We start from the raw sequence: 17538 nt of genomic DNA, 5'->3' as shown, positions 1-17538 counted from the left end.
ATAAAAGGGAGTATTAACTCCCTTTTACCTTATAATTTTTTATTTGTAAAATAAATAAAATTACATTTAAACTTATTTATTAATTATTACCAGATTGTTCAGGTTGTTTTGGTTGTTCTGGTTGTGCTTGCTGATTTGGTTGTGTTGGTTGTGTTGGCTGATTTGGTTGTGTTGGTTGTTCTGGTTTTTTTTCTTCTTCCATAGTTACAGAAACTGATCCCCCTTCTTCAACCTCACCAGAATTACTTACTGATTTAACCTTAGCAGTATCACTTGTAATTCCACTTACATTTATTTTATTTTTTGAAGCCCATGCTTTAGCTTGAGCCCCAGTCATTCCAACAAGTTCTCCTGCATTATGCTTAGGTTTTTCAGGCTTCACATAATCACCGTAGTAATTAATTGTTATAGTTACCTTTTCCCCTTGCTTAATTGTAAGAGATCCAGATTGACTTTGACTATAAACCTTACCTGCTTCTCCTTCACTTTTAGCTGCCTCACCCTTAACAGGATTTACTCCAACTCCAGCATTAGCTAAGATTGATTTAGCTTCCTCTACACTTTTTCCTGATACATCTGGTATATTTATAGTTTCTGATTTTATTTCTTTTCCTTTACTTATAGTAACATTTACTTTAGAACCTTTATCTACAGACTCATTAGCATTAGGACTTTGAGAAATAACTTCGCCTCTAGGAACGCTATCACTGTATTCTTCGTCAACACTTCCAAGCTCTAAACCTAAACTTTTTAATGTTCTCTTTACGCTATCTAAATTCATTTCTGCAAAGTTTGGAACTTTTATTTGTCCTTCTCCACCACTAACAGTAAGTTTTACTTCGCTACCGGTCTTAACAGTAGAATCTACATTTGGATCAACTTTTAAAACTATTCCTTTTTCTTGATCACTTTCTTCTGTGACTTCTAATACCTTTAATCCTAAGCCTTCTAACTTACTCTTAGCATCTTCTACCTTTTCTCCTACAACATTAGGTATTTTAACATCTTTTCCACCTTCCATAAATTTCTTCATACCAAGGAATCCAAGAGTTATTCCTAATGCTACAACTAAAATAGTTGCAATTATAATTAATATTGGTGATTTCTTTTTCTTTTTATTAATGGCTTTTTGAGGCTTAGCTTGAATATTATTTTCTTCTTCATCTTCATCCTCATCATCTTCATAATATTCATCATCATCCTCATCATCTTCATCAGGTTCTGAGTTATTACTTTCAGTCTTTGGAACAACAACTGGAGACATAACTCTTGTAAATTGATCTTCATCTTCTGCAGATTTTGATGATATTGTAACATTTGGATCCTTCTTTATCTTTTCTAAGTCACCTATTATTTCCTTAGCTGTTTGATATCTATTAACAGGATCCTTTTCCATAGCTTTCATTATTAAATCATTTAAACTATTTGGAATATTTTGATTTATATTCTTAGGAGGTATTGCTTTCTCCTGTATATGTTTTACAGCTACAGTAACAGGTGAATCACCATTAAAAGGAACAACTCCAGTAACCATTTCATACAATACTATACCTAAAGAATATAAGTCAGTTCTATAATCAGTATAAGTTCCTTTAGCTTGCTCTGGTGAAAAATAATGTGCAGATCCCATAACACTATTAGTGTGCGCTATAGTGGAGGAATCCATAGATTTAGCTATTCCGAAGTCAGTTACTTTAACAACCCCTTCTTCTGTAACTAATATATTTTGTGGTTTAACATCTCTATGTATAATTCCGCTTTTATGGGCACATTCTAAAGCTTTAGCAACCTTTATTCCTATACTTATGGCAACCTCATAAGGTAAAGCACCTTTTTCCTTAATTATATCTTTTAAAGTTTTACCTTCAACGTATTCCATAACAATATAATTAATATCATCTTGAGTTCCAACATCTAATACATTTACTACATTTGGATTGGATAAGTTAGCAATAGCTGTAGCTTCTTTTTTAAATCTTCTAACAATTTCTTCATTGTTTTTAAATTCATCTTTTAGTATTTTAACAGCTACGAATCTATTCAATTTTCTACATCTAGCTTTATAAACAAAGGACATGCCACCTTCGCCTACGCACTGAAGTAACTCGTACCTATTCCCTAAGATTTTACCTATCATTCTATTTCTCTCCTCCAAAAACTAACACTGTAATATTATCCTTTCCTCCCCTTGCTTTAGCCATTTCAACTAATTCATTGCATGCTTTATCAAAATCATTAGATTTAATTACTTTTTTCCAAATTTCATCCTCATCAACATCATTACTTAATCCATCTGTACAAAGTAAATATGCCTTATATTCATGTCTATCAACCTTAAAGACATCAACATCAACATTTGAATTAGTTCCAATAGCTCTAGTTATTACATTTTTTCTTGGATGATTTTTAGCTTCCCCCTCTGTAATGCAACCACTATCAACAAGTTCTTGAACTAAGGAATGATCCTTTGTTAATTTTTTTATTCCATTTTCATTAATACCAAAACAAGCACTATCACCAACATTGGCAATATAAACTATGTTTTTAACCTCTAATATAGCTGTTATTGTTGTACCCATACCAGATAAACCAGAACTTTCTTGGCTCATACTATATATTTTAGCATTCGCATGTAAAATTGCATCTTTTAAAAGATTATCTAATGGTATAACACCGAAATTTTCTTTAACAAAACAAATAATGCTTTCCACAGCTCTTTTACTAGCTACTTCTCCAGCATTATGTCCACCCATTCCATCACCAACTACATATATTGAAAATTCATCTTCTCTAGAATAAGATAAAAAATCTTCGTTTAACTCTCTAACATTTCCTTTATCTGTTACAAATCCTAACATAAATATTTCCCCCTACAGCTTTAACCCTTTTGACTTAATATAGCTTCTTCTCAATTGACCACAGGCTGCATTTATATCTGAGCCCATCTCTCTTCTTACTGTAGCTTCTACTCCATATGTTTTAAGAGTATTTAAAAATGTTTCTATATCCTTCTTAGTAGATTTTTTAAACTCATTTTCCTTTATTTCATTTACAGGAATTAAATTAACATGACAAAGCATGCCTTTTAATAATCTTCCTAAGCTCTTGGCATCTTCTTTAGTATCGTTAACTCCACTAACTAAAGAATATTCAAAAGTTATTCTTCTTCCTGTTTTCTCAATATAATAATTACAAGCGTCTAAAATTTCACTAATTGAATACTTATTAGCTATTGGCATTATTGTTTTTCTCTTTTCATCTGAAACAGCATGTAATGAAATTGCTAAAGTTACTTGCATTTCCTTATCAGCCATTTCACGAATTTTTGGCACAAGACCACATGTTGATAATGTTATATGTCTCTGCCCTATATTTAACCCATAATCAGCATTGACAAGCTCTAAGAACTTCATAACATTATCATAATTGTCTAAGGGTTCTCCACTTCCCATTAAAACTATATTAGATATTCTCTCACCTAGAAGTTTCTGTCCAATTAAAACTTCTGATAATATTTCTCCTGCAGTTAAATTTCTTACCATTCCTTCTAAGGTAGATGCACAGAATTTACATCCCATTCTACATCCTATTTGTGTGGAAACACAAATAGAATTACCATATTTATATCTCATAATAACACATTCTATTATGTTTCCATCACCTAATCCTAAAAGGATTTTTCTAGTACCATCTTCACTAGATGATAAATAATCTATAACTTCAGGGATACCTATATAAAAATTTTCTGAAAGCTTGCCTATTAGAGCTTTTGAAATATTTTTCATCTCTTCAAAATTAAATACTTCCTTTTTATATATCCAATCAAAGATTTGCTTTGCTCTAAAAGCACTCTCTCCATTTTCCTTCATCCACTCTTTTAACTCTTCTAATGTAAAATCTAAGATGTTTTTCATACAGTCTCACCTTCCATGTTTATCCTCTTTGCTATTTACTTTCTTTTTTCTTAAGCTTAGCAATAAAGAAACCATCCATGTACTTATTAGGTAATATGGTAACACTTCCGTTATCATTATATACCACATTATCAGCCTTACCTAAAAATACTTTTTCTACTTCGCAGTCTGAATTTCTCTCTACGAACCAATCTATAACTTCTTCATTTTCTTTTTTATTTAAAGTACAAGTAGAGTAAACTAATTCTCCACCTTCTCTTAAATAATTCCAAGCATTTTTTAATATTTCTTTTTGAACCTTAACAACTTCTGTTAAATCATTGTTCTTTTTATTCCATTTTATTTCTGGTTTCTTTCTTATAATTCCAAGACCTGAGCAAGGTACATCTAATAATACTCTATCAGCCCAATTTATATACTTAGAATTTATCTTTGTAGCATCTCCTAATTCAACTTCAACATTAGTTAATCCTAATCTATCTATATTTTCCTTTATTAAAGCTAACTTATGGTCATGAATATCAAAAGCCACTACTTTTCCTTTATTCATCATTAATTCGCCTATATGAGTTGCTTTAGTTCCTGGTGCACTACATAGATCCATAACTTGTTCATCACCCTTTAAATCAAATAAAGGAGCTACTAACATAGCGCTTTCATCTTGAACTGTTATTAATCCTTCTTGATAAAGTTTATTTTTCTCTATTGCACTACCTTTTTTGATTATGATAGCTTCTGGTGAAAATGCACCTTCCTCTATATCATATCCTTCTTCTTCAAGTCTTTCATAAACTTCATCATAATCAGCTTTACATGTATTAACTCTAACTGTTACATATGGAACTGTATTTAATCCTCTAAGTATTCTTAAAGCATCCTCTTTTCCATATTGTTTTATGAACATTTCTATCATCCATCTATCAAAAGAAAAGTCATAACATAAAGCTTCGTTATTTCTTAATCCAACTTTAAAGTTTTTATTTTCATTTCTTAAATAATTTCTTAAAACTCCATTTACAAACTTAGCTAAATTAGGTTCAGTTTCTTTAGTTAAGTTTACAGCTTCATTAACTATTGCGTATGGAGGAACTCTATCTAAGAATTTCATTTGATATATAGCACTTCTTAATATGTTTACTACACTCTCATCTATCTTACCAATATCAGCAACAAAACTTGAAAGAATTATATCTATCATTTTTTTGTATTTTATTGTTCCATAAACAACCTCTGTTATTAATCCCTTATCTTTTGGATCTATATCATTAGATGCAAATTGCTTATTTATTTCTATATTTGAATATGCTCCATTTAATAAGACATTGTCTAATATTTCAACTATTATTTTTCTTGCATTCATATTTTAACCTCTAATCATTTGAATTTCTGTTACTTATAGCTATAAGTCTTACTAATTGTAAAACAGCCATAAGTGTTGCTGCAACATAAGTTAATGCTGCTGCACTTAATACCTTTCTAGCTCCCTCTACTTCTTTATCATATAATATTCCTCTTGCCTCTAAAAGTTTTAATGCTCTTGATGAGGCATTAAATTCTACTGGCAATGTTACTAATTGAAAAAGTACAACTACTGAGAATAATATTATACCAATAGTTACTAAAGTACTATAACTTAGTAATATTCCAATAAAAAACAAAATCCATGATAAGCTTGATGAAAAGTTTACTACAGGCACTATGGCATTTCTAAAAACTAATGCAGAATAAGATTCTTTATCTTGTATAGCGTGCCCAACTTCATGAGCTGCTACGCCTATGGATGCTACAGAAGTGCTTCCATAAACATCAGATGATAATCTTAAAACCTTAGCTCTTGGATCATAATGGTCACTTAATCTTCCTGGTACTTGTTGAATTTCTACTTCTTGAAGTCCAGCATCATTTAAAAGAATTCTTGCAACTTGTGCACCAGTATATCCATTTATACTTCTAACTGTGCTATATTTGTTAAATGTGCTAGAAACTTTAAATTGTGCCCATGCAGATATTAAAATCGCTGGTATAAGTATTAAATATGTTGGATCAATATAATATGGATAAAACATACCATCACCCTCTTAAATTATTTTAAAACTTTACCTATTTCTACTGAGTTTCCATTTATAAATTGTTCTACAAATAGTTGCTTGCTATTTGGAAACTGTAATTTTTCTATAACAAGTATATCTTTTCCTGTTGAAACCTTAATTCCTGTTTTATCTACAGCTATTATAGTTCCTGGTTCTTTATTGCTCTCCCCTTTTTCAACTCTAGTTTGATGAACTTTCATTGTAATATCATCATATGAAGTTAAAGCTACAGGCCAAGGATTTAATCCTCTAACTAAATTATGAATATCCTGTGCTGAAAGAGACCAATCAATTTTAGCTATTTCTTTATTAAGCATTGAAGCATAACATGTTTCTTCTTCATTTTGCTTTTCTGGAGTTATTTCATTATTAAGTATGCCCTTTATAGTTCTAACTAATAACTCTCCTCCTCTTTCCATTAAAATATCATGTAATTCTCCTGCAGTCATATTATCAGTTATTTCTACTTCATCTTTTAAAAGCATATCTCCAGTATCAAGTCCTACATCCATAAGCATAGTTGTATTTCCTGTTACCTTTTCTCCTTTGATTATACTCCAGTTTAAAGGTGCTGCTCCTCTAAATTTAGGAAGTAATGACGCATGTAGATTGATACATCCATACTTAGGAATATCTAAAACCTCTTTAGGTAATATCTGACCAAAAGCTACTACTATTATAAAGTCTGGCTCCATATTTTTTAGTTCTTCTATAGTTTCTGGTTCATTTTTTAATCTTAAAGGTTGATAAACTGGTATGTTGTGTTCTAAAGCAACTTCCTTTACAGGTGACATACCTAATTTCTTTCCTCTTCCCTTTGGTCTATCTGGTTGAGTAAAAACAGCTTCTACTCCAAATTCATTTATTAAGCTCTTTAATGATGGAACAGCAAAATCTGGTGTTCCCATAAATACTATCTTCATGTCATATTCCTCCTTAGTCTTAAAGCTCATGATCTATAAAAAGTACTCCCTCTAAATGATCATATTCATGTTGTATAGCTCTTGCTAAAAATTCTTCTGCATCTAATACAAACTCATTTCCATTAACATCTAAAGCCTTTATCTTTATTTTATTAGCTCTCTTTACTGGTTTATGTCTACCTGGTAAGCTTAAGCATCCTTCTTCATCAGTTTGCTCTCCACTTTTTTCTAATATTTCTGGATTTATGAATACTCTAGAACCTGCTCCATCCATAGCATCAACAACAAAGATCCTCTTTAGTATTCCAACTTGTGGTGCTGCTAATCCAACTCCATTATTTTCATACATAGTTTCTATCATATCTTCTACTAAGACTTTTATTCTATCATTAATGTCATCAACTACTCTACATTTTTTTCTTAATATTTCGTCGTCATTAAATCTTAAGTTTCTTATTGCCAAAATAACTTCCTCCTTACATTAAGCTATTAGGATTTATGTCTAAACCAATCTTAATCTCATTATAAACATCTTTGGATAATTCATAAACCCCTTTTTTTATTTTAGAGCATACCTCTAAATCTAATTTTCCCTTAATTAGAATTTGCCATCTATAAACATTTTTTATTTTACTTATAGAACAAGGACATGCTTCGTATATAAATATATTATCATATTCTTTTAAGATATTACGTAAATACATCTCTAATTTTTTTGCAAAAATCTTTACTTTTATTTCTCCCTTTGCACTTAGGTTTATTAAAAACAAATCATCAAAAGGTGGATATGCCATAAGTTTTCTTACATTTATTTCTCTTTTAAAGAACTCTTCATAATTATTATCCCTTGCACAGGTCAAAGCATAATGTTCTGGAGAATAACTTTGAATTATTACATCTCCCTTTTTATCACCACGTCCTGCTCTACCACTTACCTGAGTTATAAGTTGAAATGTCTTTTCACTAGACTTATAATCTGGCAAATTTAAAGACATATCTGCAGCCATAACTCCAACTAAGGTTACATCTGGGAAATCAAGGCCCTTAGCTATCATCTGAGTTCCTATTAATATATCTGCTTCTTTACTTTTAAATGAGTTATAAATTTCCTCATGAGAATTTTTCTTTCTTGTTGTATCTACATCCATCCTTAAAACCTTTGCTTCTTTGAAATAATGATGTACTGATTTCTCTAATTTCTCTGTTCCTACCCCAAAATGTTTAACATAATTACTGCCACACTTAGGACAAAGCTTAGGCATCTTTTCAGTATTTCCACAATAATGACAAACTAAGTATCCATTATTATGATAAGTCATTGATATGTCACAATTGTTACATTTAAAAACAAATCCACAACTTCTACAAGAAACAAAGGATGAAAATCCTCTTCTATTTAAAAACAAAATTATTTGTTCTTTTTTCTCTAATCTATCTTTTATCTTCAAATATAAATCCCTACTAAACATTGTTTTGTTATTTGATTTTAGCTCTTCCCTCATATCCACAATAGATACATTAGGAAGTTCTCCATTATTAACTCTCTTTTTAAGTTCAATTAATTCATAAGTCCCTTTAAGTGCTTTATAAAAACTAACAACACTAGGGGTTGCTGAACCTAAAACAACCTTACAATTTTTTAGGAGACTTAAATACTCACAAACTTCTATAGTATTATATTTAGGATTCATATCTGATTTATAACTACTTTCATGTTCTTCATCCACTACTATTAGTCCTAAATCGTTAAAGGGTAAAAATATAGCGGATCTTGCCCCTATAACAACCTTAACTTGATCATTTTTAACCCTATACCATTCATCATATCTCTCTCCATCTGAAAGCCTACTATGAAAGACCGCTACATCTTTTCCAAATCTCCCTTTAAATCTTTCAATCATTTGAGGAGTTAGAGCTATTTCTGGTACTAATATTAATGAACTCTTTTCAAAAAGGAGCATATAACTAACTAAATTCATATATACTTCTGTTTTTCCACTTCCAGTTACGCCCTTTAATAAAAATATATTTTTATCACTTTCTAAAATTGTATCATATGCTCTTATCTGTTCTTCATTTAAACTTTTAGGCGGATAAGGCTTAAACTCTCTTAAATTTTCCCTTCCAACCCTTACTTCTTCACTAGAAGCACAACCTAATTCTATTAATTTATTTATCATATATGTTGATATATTAAAAATTTTATTCAATTCTGCTTTTGTGAAACCACCACTTTTTTCTTCAATTAGCTCTAAAGCTTTTTTTTGTGGCTCACTTAATTCTTCTATATATTTTTTAAATACTATAACTTGTTTTGTTTTCTCCTTATTTCCACTCATTATTTTAGGTGGAATCATAACTCTTATAGCATCTATATACTTACATAAATATTTCTCTCTTAAAAATTTAATAAGCTTTAAAGAATCTTCACTTAATAAGGGTTCATTATCACAAACATTATATATAGATTTATATCTTATACTTTTATTTTCAACATTATCTAATATTTTTAAAACAAAACCTTCAATTTTTTTATTTCCATTTCCAAAAGGAATTAAAACTCTATGTCCAACCTTTATATTATGAACTAAATCTTCTTTAATCTTATATGTAAAAGGCTTATCAATTGTAACAGCTTCACTATTTACAATTACTTCAGCAAATTTCTCCAAAATAATCACCCTTGTTCATATAGAATAAAAAGGCGCAATTAGCGCCCTTTTATAATGTCAAATATATTCTTTGCAACTTCTCTTTTAGACATCTTTTCTAAAGATACCTCTTCACCAGATTTGCTTATTATAGTAACTTTATTTTCATCACTTGCAAAACCTGTTTCTGACTTACTTATGTCATTTGCAACAATATAATCTAGATTTTTCCTCTCTAGTTTACCTTTAGCGTTTTCTTTTAAGTTGCTACTTTCTGCTGCAAAGCCTACTAGAATTTGATTTTCTTTCATATCTCCAAGAGTTTTTAGAATATCTCTATCTCTCTCAAAAATTAAATTTAAATCATCACCTGTTTTTTTAATCTTTTCATTGCTATAATTTTTAGCTTTATAATCAGCCACAGCTGCTGACTTAATAACTATATCAGCATCTTTAAATTCATTTTTTATAGCATTAAACATATCTTCATTTGTCTTTATATCAATAACTTTAATTCCATTAGGTTTTCTTAAAGAAGTAGGTCCTGATATAAGAACAACTTCTGCTCCCCTATCTCTCGCTTCCTCTGCTATTGAGTATCCCATTTTACCTGAAGATCTATTTGTTAAAATTCTCACTGGATCTATTGGCACCATAGTAGGTCCTGCAGTAACAACAACCTTCTTACCAAGTAAATCCTTAGTAGAATGTAACCTTCTCAATGTTTCTTCTGCAATAATTTCGGTATCTTGAAGTTTACCTTTCCCCTCATCACCACATGCTAATCTTCCACTAGCTGGTTCTATAAATTCATAGCCAAGCTCCTTTAGAAGACTTATGTTCCTTTGAACTATAGGATTTTCATACATGTTTGTATTCATTGCAGGGCAAAAAACAACTGGCGCCTTTGTTGCCATTATAGTTGTTGATAACATATCGTCAGCTATGCCATTTGCAACCTTTCCTATAATGTTTGCTGTAGCTGGTACAATAAGCATTAAATCTGCTTTCTTTGCTAGTGATATATGCTGTATTTCCCAAGCCTTTGGTTCAGCAAACATATCTGTTATAACCATGTTTTGGCTTAATGATTGAAAAGATAATGGTGTTACAAACTCAGTAGCGGATTTAGTCATTATTACATGTACTTCTACATCTTTTTTTCTTAGTCTGCTTATAACGTCTAAGGCTTTATAAACAGCTACTCCTCCACTTACTCCTACAACAACACATTTCTTATCTTTCATAGCTCTTATTTCTCCTCAGTGTCTTTGTAATTTACAAATCCTTCATCTATTTCATTTATAGCTATTGTTAATGGCTTATTTGACTCAACATCAACAAAAGTTTCTGCTCCGTCAATTATTTGTCTTGCTCTCTTAGCACTTAATATTACTAAAGAATATCTATCTTCTACCCTTTTTAATAAATCAACGATTGATGGATTAATCATAGAGTTGTTCATGCATTTCGTCCTCCTTTGACTCTAATAAGTTTTCTTTTAATCTATCTACTCTACATTTTTCTGCTAATAATATAGCTTCTATTTTCTTTACTGCATCTTCTACATTATCGTTAACTACTGCATAATTGTATTTTGACACATAATTAATTTCTTTATAAGCTGACTTAAATCTAGTCATTAAACTTTCTGGAGTTTCGCTACCTCTTTTTATTATTCTTTGCTTAAGCTCTTCCATTGAAGGAGGTAATATAAAGATAAATACTCCATCAGTAGCCTTTTCCTTAACTTTTAAAGCACCTTGTATATCTATTTCTAATATTACGTTTTTTCCTTCATCAAGCATTTTTTCAACACTTGATTTAGGAGTTCCATAATAATTTCCATATACTTCAGCATGCTCAAGGAAATCATCCTCTGCTATTCTTTGTTTAAATTCTTCTTTTGTTAAGAAATGATAATTAACTCCATCAACTTCTCCTACTCTAGGATTTCTAGTAGTAGCAGAAACTGATATGAATATATCATCGTGTTTTTCTAATAAGGCTTTACAAATAGTTCCCTTACCTGCACCTGAAGGACCAGAAATAACTATTAATACACCTCTATTATCCTTATGTATCTTATTCATCATCTTCAACAACTACTTCTTCCTTAGTTGATAATCTGTGAGCCACTGTCTCAGGTTGAACAGCTGAAAGAATTACATGATCTGAATCTGTAATTATTACGGCTCTTGTTCTTCTACCATAAGTTGCATCTATAAGCATACCTCTATCTCTAGCTTCTTGTATGATTCTCTTTATAGGTGCTGATTCAGGACTTACTATTGCTACTAATCTATTAGCTGAAACTATGTTTCCAAAACCAATATTAATTAACTTTATACTCATTTGCTACCTCCTATTATTCTATGTTTTGAACTTGTTCTCTAATCTTTTCAATAATATTTTTTATATCTATAACCTTGTTGGTTATTTCTAAATCTGTTGACTTTGATGCTATTGTATTAGCTTCTCTGTTCATTTCTTGTACTATGAAATCTAACTTTCTACCTATAGGTTCATCTAAAGTTAAAGTTTTTCTTAATTGATTAATATGACTTCTAAGTCTTATTATCTCTTCATCAATCGAAGCTTTGTCAGCAAAAACGGCAACTTCCATAGCTACTCTGTTTTCATCTACTGGAACTTCCCCTAATAAATTCTTAAGTCTATCCTCTAACTTTTGCTTATAAGAAGCAACAATAACCTCTGCCTTTTCTTCTATAAAAGCTACTATTTCTTCTATAGAGCTACACTTAACTAATATATCACTAGCTAATTTCTCACCTTCAACTTTTCTCATAGAAATCATATTTTCTACAGCCATATTTAATAGTGAGTTTATCTCTTCCCATATAGCTTCTAAATCTTCTGATTTTTCTTCTATAGTTATTACATCTGGGTATCTAGCAACTAATGATAAACTTAAGTCGTCTTGCATATTAGGAAATAAGGACTTTAATTGTTCTAAAGAATTTACATAACTCTTAGCTAAATCTTCATTTAAAACAGCAACTCCTTGATTTTTAGCATAATCTTTATAATTTATAAAGATATCAACTTTTCCCCTGCTAAGTTTAGAAGAAATAATATTTCTTATTTTTTCTTCTAAAGAAACCATACTTCTTGGCATTCTTATGTTCATGTCTAAATATCTATGGTTTACACTCTTCATTTCTAGAGAAAATATTCTTTCTTTTCCCTCTTCACTAGTTGCTCTCCCAAAACCAGTCATACTTTTAACCATAAAGAGAGCCTCCTTGAAAATAATCTAAATATAGATTAATATAAAATCCAAGTAATAACAAGTTATTTTTTACATTTTGTTAACATTTATTTTTTAAGACTTATTTCTTCTACATAAAAAAGACTTTACCTAAGTCTCAAATTATTTTTTATTAAATAACTCTCAATCTTATAGTAAAGTCTTTTAAAGTACATATTCTAAATAAAATTTATTTTCATTTTAACCTATCATCTGTGTAATTAATGGTAGACAAAGTTTTATTACAAATATAATCGCTAAAACTATCATTACCATTGATAATTCTTTTTTATCTTTTTTATTTTTAGTAAAGATATTGTGTAATATATTTAATATTACATATGCTAAAACTCCAATTGTTAATCCATCACCTATGCTATAAGTTAAAGGCATTAAAGCTATTATTAAAAATGCTGGTACTGCATCTGTAATATCACTAAAATCTATTTTTAACACACTAGTTAGCATTAAATATCCAACATATATTAAAGCTGGTGCAGTAGCACATGCTGGTACTGCTACAAATATTGGTGAGAAAAACATTGCTACGAAAAATAAAGCTCCTATTGTTATAGCTGTTAATCCTGTTCTACCACCTTCTTCAACTCCAGTAGCACTTTCAACATAAACTGTTACAGTAGATGTTCCAAGTAAAGCCCCTGCCGTAGTTGCTATAGCATCTGTCATTAATGCTTTACCTGCATTAGGAACTCTTCCCTTCTTATCTAACATATTAGCTCTTGAAGCTACTCCTATTAAAGTTCCTACTGTATCAAAAAAATCAACAAATAAAAATGTGAAAACTATAGTTATAAAATTAAATACATGCTGTGGTGAAGTTAAATATGAAAAATTAACTTTACCTGCTATTGGAGCTATTGATTCAAATTTAAATATTCCATTTGGTAAATAGATTCCCATACTAGCTGCGGCTTCAGTATTTATTAAAGCATATCCCCAAGCTAAAAGAGTTGAAACTACTATACCAACTAGCATTGAACCTTTAACTTTTTTCTTTTCTAAAATTACTATTATACAAAGTCCAACCATTGCTATTAACATTTTAGGACCAACTTGTCCCATAGCAACCATTGTATCTGGATTTCCAATAACAACTCCAGCTCCATTAAATCCTATGAAAGCTATGAAAAGACCTATCCCTGCTGTAACTGCATATTTTAAATTTATTGGAATTGCATCAACAACAGCCTCTCTTACTTTAAATAATGATAAAAGTATAAATATTATTCCTTCTACAAAAACAGCTGTAAGAGCTACTTCCCAAGAAATTCCCATTCCTATAACTACTGAAAAAGTAAAGAATGCATTTAGTCCCATTCCAGGAGCTAGTCCAAAAGGTAATTTAGCATAAAACCCCATTATTAAACATCCGATAACTGCTGATATACATGTTGCCGTTACTATAGCACCTGCTGGCATTCCTGCTGCGCTTAATATAGATGGATTTACAGCTATTATATAAGCCATTGCTAAGAAACTTGTTGTTCCAGCTAAGAATTCTCTCTTATATTCACTTTTATTCTCAGGTAAAACACGTAAATTTCCTTCTTCCCTTAAAGCATGAATTTTATTTTCCATAAAAAACCTCCACATTCGTCTTAAGTTCATAAATATAAAAAAGCTATTTTAAGTTTAGTAAACTTAAAATAGCTTTTATCCAATTATTGAATAATAACTTTAATCAAGTTTACTATTAACATTCCTCATTGAAAAATACGAACATTTTTATATAAAATGAACCTTTCATCTGTCTACGAATGTTATTGTACACTATTCTAAGTTATTATTCAATAATTATCGAATATTTTTTATTATTATTTTAAAAATATATGTGTTTAATATCTTTCTTTCTCAAAACTATGTTTAATATATCTATAATCTTTATTAAATCCAAGAAGAGTTAAAAGCTTTATTCTAGCCTTTTGACTTGGCATACTTTCTCCAAATATAACACCAAGCTCTTTAAGATTTTTTCCACCTCCAAGATATCCATAGCTATCACTTACTCTTCCTTCAAAACATCTTGAAGTAAGTACTATAACTATTCCCTTATCTAAGGCATCTTTTATTGCATCAACCATAGTTGGTGGTACATTTCCTCTTCCTAAAGCTTCTATTATGATTCCATCATATTTTTTCTCTATACAGTGATATATAAAATCTCCATCCATACCTGCAGCACATTTTATTATGGCTACTTTTTTATCAATAACCTCTAATGGTATAAAATCTTCCTGTGGAACTCTTCTATCAAATATTACCCTATTATTATCAACTATTCCTATTGGGCCAAAATTAGGTGTTCTAAAAGCATTTAAAGCCATTGAATTAGCCTTAGTTACCTCTGAAGCACTATTTAATTCCCCATTAAAACAAACTAGAACTCCTCTATTTTTTGCTTCATCTGATGCAGCTGTACATATTGATGCAGCTAAGTTAGCTGGTCCATCATATCCTAACTCTGATCCACTTCTCATAGCTCCAGTAAAAACTATTGGTTTACTTGTCTTAGTTGTTAAATTAACAAAATAAGATGTTTCTTCTAGAGTATCTGTTCCATGAGTTACTACAACTCCATCTATATCTTCTCTCTCTACTAAAGCATTTATAAATTTTGATAGTTCAAGCATTATCTCTGGAGTAATATGTGGACTTGGTAATGAAGAAAAGCTATGTGACTCTATTGTTGCAAAGCTTTCTATTCCTGTTACCATAGCCATTATTTCCTCTCCTGTCAAACTTGGAACTGCAGCCTTTATTCTATCATCAACTTTCATTGATATTGTTCCACCATTAAAAATTACAGCTATTTTCTTCATGAGTACCTCCGAATTTCTTTTTTATTTGACTAAGTATCATTCGTCACAATGCTTATTATAATTAAATTAATAATTCTATTCAATCTTTGCAAAGCTAAACTTATATTAAATACTAATAAGCCCTAATAACTTAATCATTCCCCTAATAATTATAATCTTTTTACAAATTTTATAAAACTAATAAATTAAAGCATATTTTTTAATATAATCTTCTTTTCGTAAAATACATATATTATAAAAATACTTATATATATTTTTCACATTCTAAAATTCATAGAATTACTTCATTAAAAATTTAAAAGACCATATCAAAATAAAATTTGATATGGTCTTTGAATATATTAATTACCTTAGAAAATAATACAGATTAAATTTCCTTCCCCTTCATTGATGATTCTTTGAAGAGTTTTTTGAATCTTGCTTTGAATATCATCTGGCATCTTATAAAGTTTGCTTCTTAAACCTTCTTGAACTAATGTCTCTAAGGACTTACCAAACATATTGCTTTGCCATAATTTTTCCGGATCACTTTCAAATTGCTCAAGTAATGTTTTAAATACCTCTTGAGTTTCTTTTTCAGTTCCCATTATTGGGCAAATTTCTGTTTGAATATCTGCTTTTATTAAATGTAGACTAGGAGCACTAGCCTTAAGTTTTACAACATATTTTGAACCTTGCTTATCAATATCTGGTTTTTCAAACTTCATTTCTGATAATTGCGGAGCAACTAGTCCATAACCTGTTTCCTTAACACTATTTATTGCTTCAGCTACCTTATCATATTCAGATTTTGCTTTATGCAAACCTTTGATTAAAGCTATTAAATCACTTTCATCATTTAATTCTTCATCACACATTTCACTTATTATTTTATAGAAGATGCCATTTTTAGGAGTCATTTTAACTCTTACAGTTCCATCCCCTAAATTCATCTCACTTATATCTGCTACCCCTAAGAAATCTTCTCCATAAGTACTAAGTAGATCCTTAACGTCTCTAATTTTTGATATGTTTTTACACATGTCTTTAACTATGTCTATAAAATTAGATTTTAACCAATGAGAAGGCTCTAATTTTTCAATCCATTTTGGCATGTCTATATTAATTTCCTTAACTGGAAATTCTTTAAGTACTTTTGTAAATAAATCGTTTATGTCATTTTCATTCATATTGGCTACATCCATTATTTGAACTGGAACTCCATATCTGATTTCTAATTCTTGTTTTAAGTCTAAAGTCTCTTCTGCCCTTGGATCTAATGAATTAAGTACAATTATAAAAGGTTTGTCTATTGATTTTAACTCAGCTACAACTCTTTCTTCAGCATCTAAGTAATCATCCCTATCTATACCAGTTATACTTCCATCTGTAGTAACTACTAATCCTATTGTTGAATGGTCTGTTATTACTTTTCTAGTTCCTATCTCTGCTGCATCTTCAAATGGAATTTCATAGTCAAACCAAGGAGTATGAACTTTTTTAGATTCTCCATCATCAAAATAACCATTAGCCCCTTTAACAATGTATCCAACACAATCAACCATTCTCACACTAAACTTAATGCCATCATCTAAAGCAATTTCTACTGCCTCATTAGGTACAAATTTAGGCTCTGTTGTATGAATAGTTTTTCCTGATCCACTTTGTGGTAATTCATCCTTTGCTCTTTCCTTTTTATAAGCATTATCAATCTTAGGTATTACCATTAAGTCCATAAATCTTTTTATAAATGTAGATTTACCTGTTCTTACTGGCCCAACAACTCCAACATAAATATCTCCCTGTGTTCTTTCTGCTATATCTTTGTATATATTGAAATCTTCCAAGATACACCCTCCTATAAATATTA

The 17538-nt window shown here is 30.1% G+C and carries 16 protein-coding genes; all 16 read right to left on the bottom strand.

Features of this window, described 5'->3' with window-relative positions; all coding sequences use genetic code 11:
- Positions 1–79: 79 nt before the first annotated feature.
- Positions 80–2137 (bottom strand): Stk1 family PASTA domain-containing Ser/Thr kinase, encoded by a 2058-nt coding sequence (pknB, locus tag I6G60_RS06650; RefSeq protein ID WP_110034656.1) that lies wholly within the window; start codon positions 2135–2137, stop codon positions 80–82.
- 1 nt (position 2138) lies between these two features.
- Complete coding sequence (locus I6G60_RS06645; protein WP_003465349.1) at positions 2139–2858, bottom strand: Stp1/IreP family PP2C-type Ser/Thr phosphatase; 720 nt, start codon at positions 2856–2858, stop codon at positions 2139–2141.
- Positions 2859–2870: 12 nt separating this feature from the next.
- Complete coding sequence (gene rlmN / locus I6G60_RS06640; RefSeq protein WP_003458521.1) at positions 2871–3914, bottom strand: 23S rRNA (adenine(2503)-C(2))-methyltransferase RlmN; 1044 nt, start codon at positions 3912–3914, stop codon at positions 2871–2873.
- A 31-nt stretch (positions 3915–3945) separates the two neighbouring features.
- Positions 3946–5274 carry a 16S rRNA (cytosine(967)-C(5))-methyltransferase RsmB gene (gene rsmB / locus I6G60_RS06635; protein ID WP_003458519.1) on the bottom strand — a complete coding sequence of 443 codons (1329 nt, stop codon included), beginning with the start codon at positions 5272–5274 and terminating at the stop codon, positions 3946–3948.
- A 10-nt stretch (positions 5275–5284) separates the two neighbouring features.
- Positions 5285–5980, bottom strand: coding sequence for a zinc metallopeptidase (locus I6G60_RS06630; protein WP_003458441.1), 696 nt, complete (start codon positions 5978–5980; stop codon positions 5285–5287).
- A 17-nt stretch (positions 5981–5997) separates the two neighbouring features.
- Positions 5998–6927, bottom strand: coding sequence for a methionyl-tRNA formyltransferase (gene fmt / locus I6G60_RS06625; RefSeq protein ID WP_003471675.1), 930 nt, complete (start codon positions 6925–6927; stop codon positions 5998–6000).
- A 19-nt stretch (positions 6928–6946) separates the two neighbouring features.
- Positions 6947–7390 carry a peptide deformylase gene (gene def, locus I6G60_RS06620; RefSeq protein WP_003458459.1) on the bottom strand — a complete coding sequence of 148 codons (444 nt, stop codon included), beginning with the start codon at positions 7388–7390 and terminating at the stop codon, positions 6947–6949.
- A gap of 13 nt (positions 7391–7403) precedes the next feature.
- On the bottom strand, positions 7404–9599 hold the full coding sequence (gene priA / locus I6G60_RS06615; protein ID WP_197925665.1) for a primosomal protein N': 2196 nt from the start codon (positions 9597–9599) through the stop codon (positions 7404–7406).
- A 38-nt stretch (positions 9600–9637) separates the two neighbouring features.
- Positions 9638–10825 (bottom strand): bifunctional phosphopantothenoylcysteine decarboxylase/phosphopantothenate--cysteine ligase CoaBC, encoded by a 1188-nt coding sequence (gene coaBC, locus I6G60_RS06610; RefSeq protein ID WP_096071443.1) that lies wholly within the window; start codon positions 10823–10825, stop codon positions 9638–9640.
- A gap of 5 nt (positions 10826–10830) precedes the next feature.
- Positions 10831–11043: a DNA-directed RNA polymerase subunit omega gene (gene rpoZ / locus I6G60_RS06605; protein WP_003449449.1), complete on the bottom strand. Its 213-nt coding sequence runs from the start codon at positions 11041–11043 to the stop codon at positions 10831–10833.
- Complete coding sequence (gene gmk, locus I6G60_RS06600) at positions 11024–11674, bottom strand: guanylate kinase (protein WP_011590947.1); 651 nt, start codon at positions 11672–11674, stop codon at positions 11024–11026. The genes rpoZ and gmk overlap by 20 nt, the downstream gene beginning before the upstream one ends.
- Positions 11664–11933, bottom strand: coding sequence for an extracellular matrix/biofilm regulator RemA (gene remA, locus I6G60_RS06595; protein ID WP_003458433.1), 270 nt, complete (start codon positions 11931–11933; stop codon positions 11664–11666). The genes gmk and remA overlap by 11 nt, the downstream gene beginning before the upstream one ends.
- A gap of 13 nt (positions 11934–11946) precedes the next feature.
- Positions 11947–12831, bottom strand: a complete 885-nt coding sequence (locus tag I6G60_RS06590; protein WP_003449417.1) for a YicC/YloC family endoribonuclease — start codon at positions 12829–12831, stop codon at positions 11947–11949.
- Positions 12832–13050: 219 nt separating this feature from the next.
- Positions 13051–14448, bottom strand: coding sequence for an NCS2 family permease (locus I6G60_RS06585; RefSeq protein WP_003471594.1), 1398 nt, complete (start codon positions 14446–14448; stop codon positions 13051–13053).
- Between the two features lie 257 nt (positions 14449–14705).
- Entirely contained in the window at positions 14706–15689 is a 984-nt protein-coding gene (locus tag I6G60_RS06580) for an asparaginase (protein WP_003458466.1), read from the bottom strand.
- 350 nt (positions 15690–16039) lie between these two features.
- A complete protein-coding gene (gene spoIVA / locus I6G60_RS06575) occupies positions 16040–17515 on the bottom strand; it encodes a stage IV sporulation protein A (RefSeq protein ID WP_111744274.1) in 1476 nt (491 codons plus the stop codon).
- Between the last annotated feature and the right edge of the window lie 23 nt (positions 17516–17538).

Origin of the sequence: Clostridium perfringens (assembly GCF_016027375.1) — a bacterium.
GTDB classification, from domain to species: domain Bacteria; phylum Bacillota; class Clostridia; order Clostridiales; family Clostridiaceae; genus Sarcina; species Sarcina perfringens.
Note: the sequence above shows the minus strand (reverse complement) of the source record. Positions and strands in the feature narration are given on the sequence as shown.